The following is an 18974-nucleotide window of genomic DNA, read 5'->3' as shown; positions in this document are numbered from 1 at the left end:
CTATCAGTACCTTTATCGTTCAGTATTGTTTTCCTCAAAATGCAATATGCCCCTTGAAGCTTATGACAACTGCTTGCCTTTTTACTACAAGGGGCACATGAATAGATCTAATTATCTTCTTCTGAATTTCCTTTGCCAAACAACGACGGCAGCTGCAATGGCAGATGCTGCTAGTAATCCAACATACAAGATTATGTTCGTGTCATCTCCCGTTTTAGGGTTTTCCACCATATCTTCATTAACCTTGCTTGAAGTTACCGGTTTTACGGAATTGTTATTTCCTCTATTCGTTTCTTCTAATTTAACAGGTGTTTTCTTGTCTTCATTTTCAGTAGTTGAATCTACTGGATTTTCCTCTTTCTCTGTCTCTTCAGTTGGTTCAGTGGAAACGTTATCGTCTTCTGGTTCCGTTACAGGATCCTTAGAAGGATTGTTGTCATCTCCTGTTTCGGCTGGCGGTACCACTGGAGTATTGTTTTCTTCTTCCTCTTTGGTATTGCTGTCTACAATATATATTGCATTTGCATCGTAAGAGACTTCATAATTATCCGGCAGCCCTGTGATTTCAACAGTAGAAAAGGCACTTTTCTCTGCCAATGCATCATAAGAAATGATTGGTGTATCTGCATCAGGGATAAACCCATCTGTAAAGTTTAGTTTTAGCGTTCCGCCAAATGTTGCCTCACCATTAATATCAAACACTTCTTCATTGCTTCCGATTGTAAGCTCTAATGTACCTGCTTCTGACTGCGTGAAGTTATTGCCAATCGTCACACCGCTTGACACGTTCTCAATTAGCGTTCCTTCCGTATTCACGACTTCACCCTCACCAAAAGCGGAACCTGAATTCGCAGCCAAAGTTCCTTCTTCCAGTAACGTGCCTCCGGTATATGCGTTATTTCCAGACAATGTTAAGGCACCTGTACCTGACTTTGTTAATTTTCCAGAGCCCTCAATGTCATTTTTCCATGTGTCGGCCTCATTAAATCCGCCTTGGGAAGCATCCATTGATACCGTAACATCATTTTCAAATGCTTCATAACCACCTGCAGCAGCGAAGAGGTTCAATCTTCCCCAGCCTTCCGTATCATCCAGTACAGGATATCCGGACGGTAAACCTGTTGTATACAATACCCAGCGTCGTTGTGCATCATCTAGGTATGGGAAGCGAGTCTCAATCAAAGCTTCGGCACCTTTCGGCACTACCATTGGCTTTGTTGTATCTCCAATTTGTTCGAATCCATATGTAAGACGCTCCGTATAGTTCTTCTTATTTGTCTCATAATCGCTATAGTTATCTTGAGAAGTTCCTTCTTGCGTAAGCAACACTTCATGCGCCTGCGCGTAGGCAGCTTCTTTCACACCCTTGTTATTAGGATCATTCAACGCAGACGCAGCAACAGCTGTTGCCATCACTCTTCCGCCAATAACATCCAACGGTGAATGCATACCGGCTACGATTCTGCTATTGCCCATCTCAGAAGCTCTTGTCATTATTTCTTCATATCGCTCTGGTACTGCATAAGCAAAGCCATAAGATGCAAGATAGGCTGCATTTGTATGTCCGCTCGGGAATCCGCCATCGCTGCTAGGATCATCCTTTATTCTTGGAACAAGTGTAGGAATTACACTTACCTCTTCACTCCAACGAAACGGTCGTTGGTAATTGTAGTAGGCTTTCGCATTAGAGGTCGATGCCCCAGTCCAGCGTATGTTATTTATTAATTTCACCATACTCCCGAGGCTGCTATCTTCGTCAGCCCAAACTCCGTTGTTATTACTTCCGTCATCATACCCTACTGTTGTCGCGTCTTCCGGGATCTCATCCGGAATCGTCGTCCCTGCATTAGCGCCAGCTATAAAATTATCAGTGTACGAACCAAGTCCTGTAATCGCGCTATAATTCTGATGTCGCCGATCGACTAGATAGGCCATTTTGGCCTCTTCATCCGTACGATTCTGTGTAATAGAAATAGACTTCGCTATATTTTGATTATGTACATTTTCATTCATTACTGTGCCATTATTCCATGAAGATCCAGGTTCCCAAATATCATGAAACTTAGAAAGCACACCAATAGAGGAATTAGATTCAGGGGTCATATTGGCCTTATCATTATTTGCATAAGTGTCAACATAATAGCCATATGCGGCTTCTTTTGGAGCAATTGCAGATTCGTTCAAACTGTTAGCTGCTGAAACAGAATTAGTTCCTTGGAAACAAAAAGCTGCCGTTAATACTAAAACAGGAATTGTGGACTTTCGTTTCTTTCTATCACTTTTTTCGTTGCGCTTTCTTGGCATTTGCTCACTCCTCAACATTAGTACTACAAGATGATTCTAATGTTAAGTTGTAATGCTAGTATTAATTGATTGATAAGATATTGTATTTTTATAAAAAAATCCTTTAATTACGTACTAGATTTACATATTTAGACAGAGGTTCTATGTATAGTCCTGTCACATATTGCATATTGATGCCAGTAAGCTACTGTAAAAAAAGTTCTCGAGTGCTTCGTGTCTCTAAAAGAACAAAATTGCTCCAGCTTCCCTCTTTCTAGGAGCGAATGCAATTAGGATAATACCTCCCAATAGCATTCCAATGCCTACCCAAGATAGGAGGTTTAGTTCCTCGCCTACTAACACGACACCTAAGACCGCAGCCGTAAACGGCTCGGCCAAGGAAAGCGATACTGCTGAGGAGGCAGGAATATACTGCAGACCTTTCGAAAATAAGAAATAGGCAGCTGCTGTCGCAACAATACCGAGATGCAGACTCACTGCCACCCCGCTTGGCTGCAAAATCCACTGCATATCAAATAGGAAAAGGAACGGCATAAGGAAAACCCCACCGATTCCAAAGATTACTGCCACTGTCTCAAGCGGGCCTTTGCCTTGTACAATCTGCCCGCTCAGCAAGGTATAGCCTGCAAAGGCCAGACCTGCTCCCAGCGCAAGCAGGATACCCATCGGCTTCATCACTACTGTATCTCCAGTCAGAAACAGCAGCATGCAGCCTACAATAGACAACAATGTCGCTCCCCACCATGTATAGCTCGGTCGCCTTCTGAAAAATACCGCCTCCAACAATCCAGACAGAATCGGCGCACTCCCGATTGCGATGACGGTACCAACAGCCACGCCAGTCTGATGGACTGCAGAAAAGAACAGCGGCTGATAGCACGCCATGCAAAACGCTGCGAGAAGAGTCAGCCCGATAGGCCAGTCTTTTACATTTAATTTTCCGAGCAGTAAGGTAACCAAAAGCAAAAACACGCCCCCAACCGCAAGCCTTGCAGCTCCAATCGCAATCGGGTGGGCTGCAGCTGGGGCAAATGCCTGAGCCGTACCAGTTGTCCCCCAGAGTATCGCTGCAAACAGGACGAATAAAGGTGCTATCTTAACGGCCATCTTATCTCTCCTTTTGCATCTTTTTACCATCATGCCAGAAACTCTAGCATTCTGTAACGAATTAAAGGAGGTTATCATACATGAAACTTACACTAGCTCTTTCCCTTTTTTGCTTCTTTTCCATATTAAGCTACCTAATTTGGAGAAAACATGCTTTTAAAATTCTCGCCGGATGGTCAAGTGAAGCAGAAAGCCGAATAAAGAATAGGAAGCAATTTGCTGCATTCAACGGTATTTCAATATTTCTGTATGGTGTCTGGAGCATGGTCTGTACGCTGCTTTTCATGGAAAAAACTTATAGCAGCCTGTTATTTATAGGAGTACTGCTTCTCATAATCAGCATACAAATGATCGTAACGAATTATTTTCTACTCGACCGTGACTAAATCATCTTTTTTCGTCGCAGATAACGGATAATAGCCTCTGCTATAACTAAGTTCACTACTATTGAACCGTAGACCCCAATGGTATAACTTAGCGTATAGTCCAACCCTGCCTTAAATAGAACAGAAGAAATCATATGAATGAACATATTTGTAAAACAGAACAGATAGCTGCGAATCATCCAATTCTGATGCTTGTCCAGTCTGCCTTTCCTGGCATGGACAATAGCAACTATAATCATGATCGGCCAAAACAAATTCACCAAATTGAACGGTACACTAACCAGCTTGCCTCCTGTTGCATAAGGAGCCAGATAACCTGATGTCAAAGACACAAGCAACACTGAAACAGCATACACATAGCCGTTGATGCGATGGAACTTACGTTTATGCCAAGCCAATCCCCTTGAAAAGTTCACTGCTCCACTCAGGGTCGCCAGGCAAGCGACAAACACATGTACATACATGACATCCAGCCAGAGAGGCAGATGAAAAGAATCACGCAGATCTATTTTCTGCTCAAGAAAAAAGGAGGCACGATTATCGAAGATATAGTTATCTGCTAATGTATAAATGATATAAATGCTAATGAACAGAAGCAGCATTTTGTAAAAAGTTCGTATGGACATGGGCTACTCCTTTTTTATTCTGGGATTATTTTAAGGATATCATATGTCTATCAGTTAAATGGCAATGCATTCTTATACACAATACAGAAAACATGGTAATATAATCTCCCACTTACAATACGGAGGATACATCATGAAGAAGTATGTAATTCTTGGGCTCATTCTGCTAATTGCGGCAGGAGGACTCATTTATAGCCAGTTAAAAACGAATGCTCAGCCAAACGAAAAGATGGTCCTCGGTTATACCACTTCGGAGGAATCATCCTATCAGTCTCTGAAAGAATACCATGAATATATCAATACCATTGCAATGGATACATACGCTTTTGAAACCGATGGCAATCTCTCTGGTGAAGCACCAGAAAACCAGCTCAAATATGCGAAGCAGCATGATATCGACACCTATGCTGTGCTATCGAACTTCGGTAAAACTGATTTCGACCCGGACTTGGCACATGCTGTGATGAATGACAAAGAAGCAAAAAGCAAATTCATTGGTCACTTAGTACAGCTTGCTGCAGAAAATGATTTTACTGGCATTAATATTGATTTCGAAGCCATCTATCCAGAGGATCGGGACCTCTACTCTAACCTCATTAAGGATACAGCTAAAGCGCTCAAAGAGCATAACATACAAACGATGGTGTCAGTGCCAGCAAAAGATATCGATGATCCAGCCGATGATTGGAGCTGGCCATATAACTATGAAGAAATCGGAGAATATGCTGATTATGTACAAGTGATGACGTATGATGAAAATGGTTCTTGGAGTGATCCAGGATCTGTAGCAAGTTTGGATTGGATGAAAAGAATACTAACGTTTGCTACAGAATCAATCAACCCCGATAAGGTTATTATGGGTGTACCGTCATACGGTTACGATTGGAATCTATCTAACCCAGATCAGAATAAATTGATTGATTGGGATGAGATTCATTCGACGATAGAAAGTTACGATATAGAACCTATAACCAATGAAGAAACTGCATCCAAGCATTTCAATTATACCGAGGAAAATCAGGAGCACGTCGTCTGGTTTGAAGATGAGGATTCATTGCAGAAAAAATCTTCTCTCACCAACATATATGGCATTGCAGGTGTATCTGTGTATGCAATGGGACATGAGACTGAATCTTTCTGGAAAGCTATCGATAAAGGAACAAAATAAAACAGCAATCAAGGCTTCAACCTTGATTGCTGTTTTTTCCATTTACTTCGCTTTCTTCACAATCTTCACAGCATCCTTCGGAACATAGAACTTACCGCCGCTCTGAACTGTTACACTGTCCAGTTCATATTCACGATCATTTACAATAACGACATTCTTGTTCACAGGGAATTCTGCTTTTTTACGTCCTTTATCTATGACCAATACCGGGTTCGCTGCATCGGAAGAATCGATGCTCACTTCGCCCCACTTACCAAACGCTTCTTCTGCCTCAACAAACATATTCTTGCTCAGCTTATCCAACTTGAAGCCCATCGCGTCAGCCGCACTATGTGCAATATCCGTATTCTCGATTATGCCAGACGGTTTTCCAGGGCCATAGGAATATAGGAACAGATCCTCACCCGTATGTCCGCCAGTTGTGAAACCAAGGTTTGCCCGTTGCGCCAGAAGGTCTACCAATGTTCCTCCAAGATCTTCCGATTTATTAATAGCTCTTTTTTCTTTTGCAGTCGGGTTTGTAATACCATAAAGCTCCGCAACTTCCAATCGGTTGGATCCATCTTCATTCAACTGAGACATAGCACCTTCCAGCGTCATAGTTGCTTCCTTCAACGGATCCACATAGGCAGATACTGGTGTAGAAGAATATGTGCCGTCCGTATTTTCATTTCCGATAGAGATTCCGCTATTACCATGATCAGAAACAGCGATGACCATCGTGTTCTTATCTTTCTTCGCGAAATCCAATGCCTCTTTGACTGCATCATCAAATGACAATGTATCGCTGATCATACCGACAGGATCATTAGCATGCGCTGCCCAGTCCGGCTTGCTGCCTTCTACCATTAGGAAGAAACCATCTTTATCTTTAGACAATGTCTGAATGCCTTTCTTCGTCATTTCTGCCAATGTTGGTTCTTCCGGCTTTGTTGCTTCCCGATCCATATCGTAAGCTAGTGCAGCTGGTGCAAACGAGCCCCAAATTTTCTTTGATCTGGAATCAAGCAAGTCATCTCTTGTTTCAACATAATCGTAGCCCTTGTCATCTATTACCCCCAGCAGATCCTCACCATCATCACGGTTGCCGTTTTCAAGGGATTCCTTTCCGCCGCCAAGGACAACGTCGATATTCTGGTAGACTTGCTGTTCAGCGATATTATCATATTGCGAACGATGGTCTGCATGAGATGAAAAAGCTGCAGGAGTTGCATGCTGAATTTCGGATGTTGAAATGATACCCGTCGCTTTACCATTCAGCTTCGCCCCTTCCAGCACATTCGTCACTGGACGATACGGGTCATCTGCCAGATTTTCATCCACTCCTGGAGAAGCGATCTTCTCCGGAAGGACTCCGACAAATTTGTCATTCGTTTTATTACCAGTAGCCATCGCCGTACCGGCAGGAGCAGAATCCGTAACAGCAGATTCAGCAGAATATGTACGCACACCACCAGATGCCATCTGATCCATTGCCAAATCATCACCTTTGTACCATCTCGATAGCGTTGTTGTTGTAGAGCTCACACCATCTTTAACGAGTACAATGACATTCTTCACCTTCGGATCCTTTTTCGCTTCTACCTCTTCCCGCTCCAAGTTCGTCAAACCGATTGAACCGACCGCCAGTGTCCCCGCTAACGTCATACCAAGTAATTTTTTGCTTAGCTTCATCTCTCATTCCCCCATATCATAAGTTATAATAACCTCCACTAACGCAACTAAAAGTTAATAGAATTAGTTCGTGTACGAGAGTAATTGTATAGGCTGATTGTTAATGGGATGTTAATGATATATAAAGCTATCGTTAATTAATATAATGGGTAATATGTAAGAAAAAGGGCATTTAATTGAAGATGAATACTTTTATAATAGGGATTTATCCTTATTTTTGATAATATAAATACTGACTTCATCTGTATATAATCATCAATATCCCCTTTTTTTAAGAGAATGTTTAGAGTAGTATAATTCACCCATCCAATCTCACCTTTATTATATTCCAGTTATAATTACCTATCCAAAAATCATCATAGTTAATGTCATATCAACATATTTTTTGAACCAAAATGTTTACCCTAATATCGTTAGATACTTCTTCTAAGTGTCATACCACTCTTTTCTATAAAAAAAGCGACCCCTTTCCGGGTCGCTTTTCGATTTATAATTTGAACTTCGTCAGTAATTCCTGTAACTCCTCGGCCAAATTAGACAAGGCGTGTGCTGATGCTGTGATTTCCTCCATAGAGGCTAGTTGCTCTTCTGTCGTACTTGCCATTGTCTCCGATGCCGCAGCATTCTCTTTTGCAATAGCTGCAAGCTCTTCTGCACTAGCAGTCATTTCCTGGACGCTTGCTGCTATTTGCTCGGTGATCGAGGAGATATCCTCGATCTGCGGGGATATTGTAAAGATGCTGTCTTTAATTTGGCTGAACTTTGTCGTCGTTTCATCTGTGGCCTGCAGTCCTGTTTCTACGTATCGTGCTGTCTGCGCCATCACTTTGACAGACTGCACTGTATCAGACTGGATATGCTGAATGAGATCTGTGATTTGCATTGCCGAGCGCTGTGATTCCTCAGCTAGCTTCCTTACTTCATCAGCAACTACAGCAAAGCCTTTGCCCTGCTCCCCAGCACGTGCAGCTTCTATAGCTGCATTCAAAGCCAGCAAATTCGTCTGATCAGCAATACCAACTATCACATCTGTAATGCTTCCTATTTTCTTAGAACTTGTCTCAAGCTCCTGCATTCTAGTATTCGATTCATTCACAGAAGCATAGATATGTTTCATCTGTTCAACTGTTTGATTGACGGAATACTCTCCGTCCTCGGCTAAGCTCGCTGCCTGCTTCGTTGAATCCGATACCGCAGTCAAGCTGTTTGCCACGCGGTCCATGCCGATCGCAATTTCACCTATTGCCTGCGCATTCTGTTCGACGTGCACCCGCTGGGTATCTGCTCCTCCCGCTACCTCCTGCAATGTTGTCGTTACATGCTCGGTTGCAGAGGTCGTCTGCTCTGAGCTTGCCAGCAGCTCCTCTGATGATGCTGCCAGCTGACCAGAGTCAGTATCAATCTGTTGAATCAAACTGCTCAGGTTATCCGTCATCGTATTGAATGCCTCTCCAACCTCAGCTAGTTCATCCTTAGAATGGATTTCTATCCGTTCACGCAAATCGCCGCCACTCACTTGTTCAGCAGTCTGCTTCAGCTTATTTAACGGTTTAATGATAGAAAGGACAACACCAAAGACAAGGAACCCTCCAGCAATGAGTGCTGCGGCTAATACGATTAACATCGTATATAGAATTGGTGCTGCTGCATCATCTATCTCAGAAGCAGACATCACACCAGCAACCTTCCAGCCTGTCAGTTTATTCGTCGTGTAAACAAGCTCCTGTTTGTCAGCACCCTGCACGAAGTGATATTGTCCATTTTCCTTCTCAAATTGCCGGACAAGATAATCAGCAGTTGCTTCAGAACCTTTTTCTTCTGTCGGATGGACGATGATATGTTTCGCCTGATCTAGAATAGAAGTATATCCTTCTTTCCCAATGTGTATCTTCTTAGATGTCTCTTCCAAATTACCTAATGTAATATCCATACCGATGACACCGCTGTTATCTTCGGTTGTCCGTGCAATAGTTACTACTAACGTATTAGTCGAGGAAGATACATATGGTTCTGTTATGACCACTTGGCCGGCTTTATCTTCCGCCTGCTGATACCAAGGACGATCACGCGGATCATAATCATCTGCAAGCTCCAGGTCTGGGGACTGAATCATCAACCCTTCTTCGGTTCCGACATATACCAGCTCAATTTCGGGATGCAGCTCCGCATATTGTTCTAATTTTTGCCGTATCTCCGGGCTTTCCATACCATCATATAACTCAGATCTGATTTGACTGGAAAAGAACTCAATATCATGTATCTTTGGCTGAATTGTATCGTCTATCATACTGTTCAGTACATCTACGTTACTGGATGCACTTCCGATCAATTGAGCTGATAGCTCCTTCTTTGCACTCTGATACGCCAAGAAACCAATCAGAATGCTGGGTATAAGTAGAATGATGATGAAGGAAAAGATAAGCTTATTTCTAATAGTAAGCCGTACTCTGCTCTTCTCTAAGATGCGTTTCATAGTATTCCCCCTAATTTACTAAGCTGCTAACAACTTGTTATTTTCTTTATCGGCTAATGGAGGGGGAAGTTAGATATCAAAAGACAATATCTTTAGAAACAATAATTACCAATAACTTATTCTCATCTTCTCAAAAAAGAGAACCAACTGACAAAAGCTCAACATCTATGAGCTATATAAAACTCTCATCCAGTATTAATGTCACATAAATTTAACCATACCTTCAAATAGCGGAGAAACTGCGTAATTCCGCTATTTCCATTGTGACAGACTTCACATAATCCCTTGACACAACTCTTCTAGTATTCTACTCTTACTAATAAATATAAATTTAGAATGATTATGTCTAAGTAATTCTAAGTTTCTAGTTATTAATTTATTTTGGGAGGCTATTTTTTTATGTCACTTATCGGCAAAGAAGTACAAGCATTTACAGCACAAGCTTACAAAAACGGTGAATTCATCGAAGTTACAGAAGCTAATTTCAAAGGTCAGTGGAGCGTAGTTTGCTTCTACCCTGCAGATTTCAGCTTTGTATGCCCAACTGAGCTAGAAGACCTTCAAGGACAATACGGCACACTTAAAGATCTTGGTGTAGAGGTATATTCCGTTTCCACAGATACACACTTCGTACATAAAGGCTGGCATGACAGCTCTGAAAAAATCGGTAAAATCACATATGCAATGATTGGTGACCCATCACAAGCAATCTCTCGTCAATTCGATGTCTTGAATGAAGAGTCTGGTCTTGCTGATCGTGGTACATTCATCATCGATCCAGATGGCGTAATCCAAACTGTTGAAATCAATGCAGACGGAATTGGCCGTGACGCTAGCACACTTGTGAACAAAATCAAAGCAGCACAATACGTGCGCCAGAATCCAGGTGAAGTTTGCCCTGCGAAATGGGAAGAAGGATCTGAAACACTAACACCTAGCTTGGATCTTGTAGGCAAAATCTAAGGAGTGCGTTGAATATGGTACTTGATGCAAACATTAAAGCTCAATTAAACCAATACATGGCGCTTATGGAGAACCCTATCGTTCTTAAAGTAAGCGCTGGTGCAGACGACGTTTCTAAGGAAATGCTTGCTCTAGTTGAAGAGCTTGCAGCTATGTCGTCTAAGATCACAGTCGAAAAAGCAGAACTTACACGTACCCCGAGCTTCACCGTGAACCGTGTTGGCGAGGATACTGGCGTTGCTTTTGCTGGTATTCCGCTTGGCCATGAGTTTACTTCGCTCGTCCTCGCTCTTTTGCAGGTAAGCGGTCGTGCACCAAAAGTTGATGAGAAGCTGATCAACCAGATCAAGAACATTAAAGGTGAATTCCACTTTGAGTCTTATATCAGCTTGACTTGTCACAACTGCCCTGATGTCGTGCAAGCATTGAACGTGATGAGCGTACTGAATCCGAACATCACAAACACGATGATCGATGGTGCAGCCTTTAAGGAAGAAGTAGAAAGCAAGAACATCATGGCAGTTCCGACTGTTTATTTGAACGGCGAGAACTTCGGCAGCGGCCGGATGACTCTTGAAGAAATGCTAGCAAAAATGGGCTCTAGTGCAGACGCATCTGAGTTCGATAACAAAGATCCATATGACGTTCTTGTTGTCGGCGGCGGTCCAGCTGGATCCAGCGCAGCTATCTATGCTGCCCGCAAAGGAATCCGCACTGGTATCGTAGCGGAACGCTTTGGCGGTCAGGTATTGGATACGATGAGCATCGAGAATTTCATTACTGTTAAGGAAACAGAAGGTCCAAAGCTTGTCGCAAGCCTGGAAGAGCATGTGAAAGAATACAACATCGATGTGATGAACCTGCAAAAGGCAACGAAAATCGCCAAAAACGATTTGTTCGAGCTTGAGCTGGAAAACGGCGCGACACTGAAAAGTAAGAGCGTCATCATCTCCACAGGTGCGCGCTGGCGTAATATCAACGTTCCTGGCGAGCAGGAATTCAAGAACAAAGGTGTTGCCTACTGTGCACACTGCGATGGCCCGTTATTCGAAGGAAAAGACGTCGCTGTCATCGGCGGCGGTAACTCCGGTATCGAAGCCGCCATTGATTTGGCTGGTTTCGTAAACCATGTTACTGTTCTTGAATTTGCCGATTCATTAAAAGCAGACGAAGTATTGCAAAAGCGTGCTTATAGCCTGCCAAACATAACTATCATTACAAACGCCCAAACAACGGAGATCACTGGTGACGAAAACGTCAACGGTATCACCTACGTTGAACGCGACACAAACGAAGAAAAACACGTTGCCCTGCAAGGTGTCTTCGTCCAAATCGGCCTTGTACCGAATACAGAATTCCTCGCTGACGTCGTTGAGCGCACTCCAATGGGAGAAATCATCGTCGATAAACACGGTCAAACGAATGTCCCTGGCCTATTTGCAGCAGGAGACTGTGCAGATACTGCATATAAACAAATTATTGTTTCTATGGGATCTGGTGCGACCGCATCGCTTGGTGCATTTGATTATTTAATTCGGAATTAATTAATAGAAGAAAGCGTGCAGCTGTGGTCAGCCGCACGCTTATTTCTTGATATAATTTTCTTTCACAGACAAAACACACTAGTCTTAGTAAACCTCAATTAACCTCTGCATTTTTATCAATCTGAGTAACTGTATTCAATTGTTCAAGAAAATCATGATAATAATTATCATGATAATGTAATTGGAATACATCCCAACCGATAGTTGGCTTCGGAGAAATGTAGTACTTCTGATGATCCAGCTCTATAAATTTCAAGTCATACTTTGAAATCATATAGTTATCAAGCTTATCCCAAATATCATTATAATGTTGATAAGAAGGCAGATAGGAAACTTTGCCCTCTGAATCTAACAAACGATTGCTGAATCTCCCTTTATTAATGATCACTTCGCAATTTGGTACTTCCTTTTTTAAGAAATCCATGAATTTAGCTATTGATGGCAACAATAAACCAAAATAGTCAGAAGGACTTCTTTCAATCTTCAAATGGAACTTTTCCGGCAGTTCATTAAAGAATGAAGTCTTGCTAATATAACCATTGTTTGTAAAAAAACGATCTTGCGAGAAGAACACCCCTAAAAAGACATCTGTATAGAAGTCCATAATCAGATAATCCGGCTGTTTTACTTTTAAATCATGAAAGAAACTTTTGGTTAATTCTTCTATGGTCTTAAGCTTATCAGCCTCATTATGCACATTTTCTTCATCAATAAAATCAATTTTAGTCCCGTCATAGGTAAATTCCTGTGAAAAAAGACTTATTAAAGATGCATGCAAAGAGGTCGCTACACATTCATACCTCTCTTTATAGTTTTTATTCAATTTGGAGTTGAAATTATCTCTAGTGATACAAGAGCCATAACTGGCTATTTTAATTGTCATTATTTTCTCCTTAAAATACAATTATTACTTATATATCGGATTAAAAAGAGATTAGTTGATACATTCTGTATAGCTATTTTATTTTCTGAGCATAGGGAATGCCTTTTCTGTCATGTGATTACTATGGATAGGATGTCAGCAAAGGTGCTCAGAACGACTGGGAGAAAGCACACAACATACAATGCACATCATTTCTCTAGACATTCTCGCAAATTCCACTCGATATCATTAGCAATCCAGCTGCAAAACCCACCACAGATCACATTACTATCATTGTTACACCATTGATAAGTTATACGCTGATTAATCCTAGCTTTTATTTATATTTCCGTGCATTATCTTCACAGAAAAAGAAGATGTCCGCAAACATCTTCTTCTCCTACAGAATTATCTTCTCAAGTACACTAACAATTTTTTGTTTTTTGAAATAAAGCTCCTGCGCTTCATCCATTCCGACTTCTTTGAAACGAATGTGCGCTCCCGGCGCTGCTTGCGCTAACAACGGAATATCCGTAGAAATCACTGTCGCTATCCTTGTATATCCCCCTGTTGTCTGCCTGTCCGCCATTAAAATAATCGGCTGACCATTGGCAGGCACCTGAATTCCGCCCAGCGGAATGGCTTCCGAGATTATATCAGCGGTGGTTTTATGCGTCAGTTCAGGTCCTTTGAGACGATAACCCATACGGTCTGACTGAGGAGTGATCTCATAGTTGGATGACAGGAATGTTTTGATAGCCTCATCTGCAAAGGCATCCTGATGCGGTCCTAAGACGACTCGTACAGCGACTTCCTTATGGTACTTAGGTATTTCATCGTAATGAAGGGATCTCCCCGTTACTGCCTGAACATTCTCATTACCATACAGAATATCTTCCTTTTCAAGAGCACGTCCGTTCAGACCGCCGATTTTCGCCTTCAAATACGTTGAATTGCTGCCCATCACTGCCGGCAAGTCAAATCCGCCCGCCACGCTGATATAAGAACGAATCCCTTCCAGCGGCTGACCGAATTCAATCAGCTGACCCTCTTTCACGGCAAAACTCTTCCACATCGGAGCCGGCTGACCATTCACTCTAGGCGACAAATTCCCACCAGTTATCGCAATGACGGCATCCTCTAGTACTTTGAGAACAGGCCCCATCATTGTTACTTCCAGTCCTGCCAAATTACGTTGATTTCCAACAAGCAGATTGGCAATTTGCAGCGAAAAGTCATCCATTGCACCCGCGACAACCACACCATATTCCTGGTAGCCAGTACGGCCAAGATCCTGAAACGTCGTCATTAGTCCGGGCTTGATCACTTGAAATAGCTTTTTACTCATGATGCCCGACTCCAATATTCTGAATCGTAATTTGTTCTGCCTGAAGTCTTTCGCGGAGCTGCTGGACGAATCGCAGCGCTTCCGGTTCGTCACCATGTACACAAATCGTATCTGCTTGAATAGCTATATCCGTTCCATCAACAGCAGTCACTTTTCCTTCTTGAATCATACGAATGACACGATCAACCGCTACTGTCACATCGTGAATCATAGCATTCGCTTGAGAACGAGGTGTCAACGTGCCGTCTGCTTGATAGGTCCTGTCAGCAAAAACCTCCTGCGCAACTCTTAGTCCCGCTTTCTCTCCTGCACGTACAAGCTCACTGCCTGCCAGACCAAACAGCACCAGCTTCGGATCAACTGCATGGACTGCTTTCGCGATAGCTTCAGCAATAGCAGAGTCTTTAGATGCCATATTATATAGTGCTCCGTGCGGCTTCACATGCTGAACGTAGGTACCGCAAGCCTTCGCTGCTCCTTGGATTGCTCCTACCTGGTAAACAACTAGGTTATAGATTTCTTCCGGAGACAGCTTCATTTCCCGTCTCCCAAACCCAGCTAAGTCAGGAAATCCTGGATGAGCACCGATACCTACGCCTAGTTCTGCTGCAATTTTAACTGTTTCAAGCATGACATTATGGTCACCCGCATGGAATCCACACGCAATATTGGCGGATGATATATATTTCAATACTTCCTGATCATTACCGATTGTAAAGGCACCAAAGCTCTCGCCCAAATCGCTGTTCAAATCAATCGTCTTCATACCAGTCCCCTCCTTACTTTCTCTTACTGTTAATCTTATATTCCCCAAGACGAACCGCTTCGGCAATCGAGTCGTATTCATTTTTCGAAATCGGAACAAACCGCAAATAATGACCAGAAGTTAAGAGAATCGGCTGTTCACGTTCTGGATCATATAATTTCACTGGGGTCTGACCAATGAGCTGCCAGCCTCCGGGAGTTTCGAGCGGATATACACCTGTTTGTGATCCTGCAATCCCAACAGAACCCGCCGCAATTTTCGGGCGAGGATCCCGACGGCGCGGTGTCGCAATTTCTTCTGACATGCCACCCAGATACGGAAAACCTGGTACAAATCCCATCATATAAATCAAATAATCCTGACTGGAATGGATGCGAATGACATCATCGACTGACAGACCGTTATGATCCGCAACGAAATTCAAATCAGGACCTGTCTCCCCACCATAATAGGTAGGAATTTCATAAACAAGAGAAGCAGCATCTGCCACTCCTCCTTGGATATTCTCATATAGACGCTCCAGTTGTTCCAATAGCGCTTGATAGCGGATCTTATCAGGACGATAAAAAATGGATAAAGTCGTATAAGCTGGTACCCATTCAATAATGCCTTCGATTTGCTCCGCCTTAAGCAGCTCCGCGAACAACCGGATTTTCTGATTTGTTTCCTCTGAGATCGTCTGTCCGAAAACGAGCTGAATGCCCGTATCTCCTAGCGGATGATAGGTAAGCTTCATTTTTAGGACCTCCTTCTCGATTTAGAACAACTGCGGCACTTTATCAATCAGCGTAACAATTGCCAAGTAGGCCGTTGCGATAAACACAATCGCACCAAAGATTGTGAGCCACAATGGGTGCTTATAATCCCCAACGATTGATTTCTTATAGGCTGCAATTAATAGTACACCTAAACCAATCGGCAAAATTAAACCGTTCACTGCACCTGCAATGACAAGCAATGTTGCTGGCTGCCCTATTAAAACCATGATAATCGTTGAAATGATGATAAATCCAATTGTCACAAGTTTCTGATGACGCTCTACACGCTTTGATAATGTCTTCAAGAAAGAAACAGATGTATATGCAGCACCAATTACAGACGTAATACCAGCAGCCCATAAAATAAGACCGAACATCTTATATCCAATTGTTCCAGCGGCTTCCAGGAAAACTGTGGCCGCAGGATTAGATGCATCCAATTTCACACCTGTCACTACCACACCCAATACAGCTAGGAACAGGAATATCCGCATAATCGAAGCAATTAAAATACCTGTAACCGAACTCCTCGTCACATGATGCAGGTTTTCTTTCCCGGAAATACCTGCATCCAACAGTCGGTGACCACCAGCAAATGTGATATAACCACCGACTGTACCACCTACAAGTGTGATAATGGCGAATACATCAAGTTCTGTCGGTGCAAACGTACGTGTTATTGCCTCTCCGACAGGCGGATCACTTTGGAACGCCACGTACAAAGTCAAAACAATCATTACGACTCCAAGAATACGGGCAATCTGATCCATTGCGGCTCCCGCTTCTTTGGAAAGGAAAATACCAATTGCAATAATACCAGTTATAATAGCACCAATTCGAGCGTCCAAACCAAAGATAACATTCAAACCTAGTCCTGCTCCGCCGACGTTTCCGATATTAAATGCTAGTCCGCCTAATGCTACAGCAAAAGCAAGGAAGTAACCGAGACCTGGCAATACTTTATTCGCAATATCCTGACCACGCATTCTAGAAACAGCGATAATCCGCCATATATTCAACTGCACCCCAATATCCAAAATGATGCTCATAAGAATAACAAAGCCGAAGCTGGCTAATAATTGCTCAGTGAAGACAGCTGTCTGTGTCAGGAACCCTGGGCCGATTGCCGATGAGCCCATCAAGAAGGCAGCTCCTAACAGGACACCCCATTTTCCTTTGGAAGAAGACTGCTGCTGCTTTGAATCTTTTTCATTTGATGCCATGTAAATCCCCCTTATGTAACGATTCTTACAAATCATCTGTAGTATGTACTGCTTTCCATACATTATCATAAATATTTAATAAACAATAATCATTATAACTCGAAGATAATTGCTTACACAAGATGTAAAATAACCTCACACAGAAATATAAATAACAAAAGATATTTTGCATAATATAAAAAAGGCCTGTAAAAGGCCTTTTCAAAAATTATTATTGTGTTTCGTTTAATCTCTTTATAGAAATATTATCAAATTTAGCACTGCCCTCTTCTGCAAATAAGCTAATCGCTTGATCTTGCGGAAGCGAAAATACCACATTACTGTGCACAGCTTCCCCATCATCAACAAACACTTCTACACTTGTTTTATCTACGAGAATTTTTAGATGCGCCTGCTTCTTTTCAGCATCAAATGGTGCTTTGCTTTCCTGATAGGATCCTTCTTGATCCGGATTAGAAATGTGCCTTCTATTCACATAGGAATATGCCCCATCAACGGCGATCCCCACATCCAGATGTCGGGAGTGATCTTTCGATTCCCTCAGGCGTAACCCGACGTTTGGAGTTTCTGTCCACGAAATGTCAGCATCCAATCGATATGTCTCCGCTGAGATATCCAAGGTTTGCGTTTCATTTTGAAGCCCTATATTCTCAACTGTGTCCGTGGATTGAAAAAGCTGATCCAGCGCAGCAATCGGCTGGGAAGCAAGATAATAACCATCCTGATCTTGCTGCAACGTAATCTCCCTGACAATGGAGTCTGTACCATTGAATCCATCATATTTCATCGAAGGTGTTTGATCAGCATATGACCAGTTATTCATCCAAGCAAGTGCATACCGCTTCGCTTGCTTATCCTCTGATGGTCCGTCTTCAAAGGTGACTCCGCCATACCAGTCAAAACCGTAATCAAGCCATTTTGGATTATCTTCATCCGGCGTAAAAGCTGCACCGTCAAAGTCTCCAGTCCAGTAGGCGTAGGTTTTCGGTTCACCTTTCCCCTCTCCATTCGCACTCATACCAAGTACATATTTAACCGTACCATCTGGTGCGCGCAACTGGAATAGATCCGGACATTCGAGTACGCCAATTCCTTCTGTTTGAAAATCTCCAGTGAATGTCCAGGCTTTCAAGTCAGCAGATTCATAAAATCCAATTTTATCTCCTTCAGCCAGAAGCATAATCCAATTATTCTTTTCTTCATTCCATATCACTTTTGGATCACGAAAATCCTGTGTACCAGGGTTTGCAAGTACCGGATCCTCACTTTCCTGCTTGAAGGTATTCCCTCCATCTGTGCTGTACCAGAGATACTGTTCCTGCTGTCCTGATTCTCCCGTCGGCTGCGTAACAATCGCAATAAGTGCATCCTCACCAAACCCGGCTGTATTGTTCTTATCGTGCACGACAGACCCCGTCCACGGATCACCGTTATCTGTCGTATATTTCGGAATTGCGACTCCATGATCCTCCCAATGGATTAGATCCTCTGAAGTTGCGTGCCTCCATTCAGTGCCATTGCCATCGGGGTAGTTCTTGTTGTAGAGATAATAATAGTGGTATTTGCCTTGATAATAAATCGGCTGCTGCGGATCATTCTTCCATTTGTCAGGTGAACTGAAATGAAAATCAGGTCGATAAGAGATAGTTTGCGCCTTCCCGGGGTTTTGTTTTTCAGTCTTTTTCTCGTTCATTAGCACAAAAACTGCAATCACCGCCACAACGAGCAAAATCATCACACCAAGCATCGTCCACCTCTTTCTAAATCTATTC

General features: G+C 42.7%; 15 protein-coding genes. 4 read left to right on the top strand and 11 right to left on the bottom strand.

From position 1 onward, the window contains the following. Positions 1 to 111 precede the first annotated feature (111 nt). Together CHH58_RS18760 and CHH58_RS08275 are read right to left on the bottom strand one after the other, a co-directional pair. Positions 112 to 2304, bottom strand: coding sequence for an acid phosphatase (locus CHH58_RS18760; RefSeq protein WP_283162803.1), 2193 nt, complete (start codon positions 2302 to 2304; stop codon positions 112 to 114). A 219-nt stretch (positions 2305 to 2523) separates the two neighbouring features. Then, positions 2524 to 3411 carry an EamA family transporter gene (locus CHH58_RS08275; RefSeq protein ID WP_095227493.1) on the bottom strand — a complete coding sequence of 296 codons (888 nt, stop codon included), beginning with the start codon at positions 3409 to 3411 and terminating at the stop codon, positions 2524 to 2526. 80 nt (positions 3412 to 3491) lie between these two features. Here CHH58_RS08275 and CHH58_RS08270 point away from each other — a divergent pair, with 80 nt between their 5' ends. Then, a complete protein-coding gene (locus CHH58_RS08270; RefSeq protein ID WP_095227491.1) occupies positions 3492 to 3797 on the top strand; it encodes a DUF3784 domain-containing protein in 306 nt (101 codons plus the stop codon). Here CHH58_RS08270 and CHH58_RS08265 read toward each other — a convergent pair. Next, positions 3794 to 4423: a DUF2306 domain-containing protein gene (locus CHH58_RS08265; protein ID WP_170937564.1), complete on the bottom strand. Its 630-nt coding sequence runs from the start codon at positions 4421 to 4423 to the stop codon at positions 3794 to 3796. The genes CHH58_RS08270 and CHH58_RS08265 overlap by 4 nt on opposite strands. A gap of 133 nt (positions 4424 to 4556) precedes the next feature. On the opposite strand from CHH58_RS08265, the gene CHH58_RS08260 reads away from it, so the two are divergent. Next, positions 4557 to 5591 carry a glycosyl hydrolase family 18 protein gene (locus tag CHH58_RS08260; RefSeq protein WP_095227489.1) on the top strand — a complete coding sequence of 345 codons (1035 nt, stop codon included), beginning with the start codon at positions 4557 to 4559 and terminating at the stop codon, positions 5589 to 5591. Between the two features lie 42 nt (positions 5592 to 5633). Here the strand turns inward: CHH58_RS08260 and CHH58_RS08255 are convergent, their stop codons facing one another. Further along, positions 5634 to 7265, bottom strand: coding sequence for an alkaline phosphatase (locus tag CHH58_RS08255; protein WP_095227487.1), 1632 nt, complete (start codon positions 7263 to 7265; stop codon positions 5634 to 5636). Between the two features lie 487 nt (positions 7266 to 7752). Then, positions 7753 to 9738, bottom strand: coding sequence for a methyl-accepting chemotaxis protein (locus CHH58_RS08250; RefSeq protein WP_095262361.1), 1986 nt, complete (start codon positions 9736 to 9738; stop codon positions 7753 to 7755). A gap of 399 nt (positions 9739 to 10137) precedes the next feature. Here CHH58_RS08250 and ahpC point away from each other — a divergent pair, with 399 nt between their 5' ends. Both ahpC and ahpF read left to right on the top strand, forming a co-directional pair. Continuing rightward, positions 10138 to 10701 carry an alkyl hydroperoxide reductase subunit C gene (ahpC, locus tag CHH58_RS08245; protein WP_095227483.1) on the top strand — a complete coding sequence of 188 codons (564 nt, stop codon included), beginning with the start codon at positions 10138 to 10140 and terminating at the stop codon, positions 10699 to 10701. A gap of 14 nt (positions 10702 to 10715) precedes the next feature. Beyond that, positions 10716 to 12245, top strand: coding sequence for an alkyl hydroperoxide reductase subunit F (ahpF, locus tag CHH58_RS08240; RefSeq protein WP_095262360.1), 1530 nt, complete (start codon positions 10716 to 10718; stop codon positions 12243 to 12245). Positions 12246 to 12339: 94 nt separating this feature from the next. On the opposite strand, the gene CHH58_RS08235 is transcribed toward ahpF, so the two are convergent. The 6 genes from CHH58_RS08235 to CHH58_RS08210 all read right to left on the bottom strand — a co-directional run bounded on the left by CHH58_RS08235 (position 12340) and on the right by CHH58_RS08210 (position 18949). Next, positions 12340 to 13128 carry a DUF6270 domain-containing protein gene (locus CHH58_RS08235; RefSeq protein WP_095227479.1) on the bottom strand — a complete coding sequence of 263 codons (789 nt, stop codon included), beginning with the start codon at positions 13126 to 13128 and terminating at the stop codon, positions 12340 to 12342. 379 nt (positions 13129 to 13507) lie between these two features. Continuing rightward, on the bottom strand, positions 13508 to 14455 hold the full coding sequence (locus CHH58_RS08230) for a biotin-dependent carboxyltransferase family protein (RefSeq protein WP_095232113.1): 948 nt from the start codon (positions 14453 to 14455) through the stop codon (positions 13508 to 13510). Next, entirely contained in the window at positions 14448 to 15221 is a 774-nt protein-coding gene (locus CHH58_RS08225) for a LamB/YcsF family protein (RefSeq protein ID WP_095262359.1), read from the bottom strand. Before CHH58_RS08225 ends, CHH58_RS08230 begins: the two co-directional genes overlap by 8 nt. 13 nt (positions 15222 to 15234) lie before the next feature. Beyond that, positions 15235 to 15957, bottom strand: coding sequence for a 5-oxoprolinase subunit PxpB (pxpB, locus tag CHH58_RS08220; RefSeq protein ID WP_095262358.1), 723 nt, complete (start codon positions 15955 to 15957; stop codon positions 15235 to 15237). Positions 15958 to 15978: 21 nt separating this feature from the next. Next, on the bottom strand, positions 15979 to 17202 hold the full coding sequence (locus tag CHH58_RS08215; RefSeq protein ID WP_095262357.1) for an NRAMP family divalent metal transporter: 1224 nt from the start codon (positions 17200 to 17202) through the stop codon (positions 15979 to 15981). Positions 17203 to 17413: 211 nt separating this feature from the next. Beyond that, positions 17414 to 18949, bottom strand: a complete 1536-nt coding sequence (locus CHH58_RS08210) for a glycoside hydrolase family 32 protein (protein ID WP_095262356.1) — start codon at positions 18947 to 18949, stop codon at positions 17414 to 17416. Between the last annotated feature and the right edge of the window lie 25 nt (positions 18950 to 18974).

The organism is Terribacillus saccharophilus (assembly GCF_002272745.1).
In the GTDB taxonomy this organism is placed as follows: Bacteria; Bacillota; Bacilli; order Bacillales; family Amphibacillaceae; genus Terribacillus; species Terribacillus saccharophilus_B.
This window is presented reverse-complemented; position numbering and strand designations above follow the sequence as displayed.

Coding starts and splice junctions, on each gene's coding strand:
- CHH58_RS18760 (WP_283162803.1), bottom strand. CDS start 2,304: ATGCCAAGAAAGCGCAACGAAAAAAGTGATAGAAAGAAACGAAAGTCC.
- CHH58_RS08275 (WP_095227493.1), bottom strand. CDS start 3,411: ATGGCCGTTAAGATAGCACCTTTATTCGTCCTGTTTGCAGCGATACTC.
- CHH58_RS08270 (WP_095227491.1), top strand. CDS start 3,492: ATGAAACTTACACTAGCTCTTTCCCTTTTTTGCTTCTTTTCCATATTA.
- CHH58_RS08265 (WP_170937564.1), bottom strand. CDS start 4,423: ATGTCCATACGAACTTTTTACAAAATGCTGCTTCTGTTCATTAGCATT.
- CHH58_RS08260 (WP_095227489.1), top strand. CDS start 4,557: ATGAAGAAGTATGTAATTCTTGGGCTCATTCTGCTAATTGCGGCAGGA.
- CHH58_RS08255 (WP_095227487.1), bottom strand. CDS start 7,265: ATGAAGCTAAGCAAAAAATTACTTGGTATGACGTTAGCGGGGACACTG.
- CHH58_RS08250 (WP_095262361.1), bottom strand. CDS start 9,738: ATGAAACGCATCTTAGAGAAGAGCAGAGTACGGCTTACTATTAGAAAT.
- ahpC (WP_095227483.1), top strand. CDS start 10,138: ATGTCACTTATCGGCAAAGAAGTACAAGCATTTACAGCACAAGCTTAC.
- ahpF (WP_095262360.1), top strand. CDS start 10,716: ATGGTACTTGATGCAAACATTAAAGCTCAATTAAACCAATACATGGCG.
- CHH58_RS08235 (WP_095227479.1), bottom strand. CDS start 13,128: ATGACAATTAAAATAGCCAGTTATGGCTCTTGTATCACTAGAGATAAT.
- CHH58_RS08230 (WP_095232113.1), bottom strand. CDS start 14,455: ATGAGTAAAAAGCTATTTCAAGTGATCAAGCCCGGACTAATGACGACG.
- CHH58_RS08225 (WP_095262359.1), bottom strand. CDS start 15,221: ATGAAGACGATTGATTTGAACAGCGATTTGGGCGAGAGCTTTGGTGCC.
- pxpB (WP_095262358.1), bottom strand. CDS start 15,957: ATGAAGCTTACCTATCATCCGCTAGGAGATACGGGCATTCAGCTCGTT.
- CHH58_RS08215 (WP_095262357.1), bottom strand. CDS start 17,202: ATGGCATCAAATGAAAAAGATTCAAAGCAGCAGCAGTCTTCTTCCAAA.
- CHH58_RS08210 (WP_095262356.1), bottom strand. CDS start 18,949: ATGCTTGGTGTGATGATTTTGCTCGTTGTGGCGGTGATTGCAGTTTTT.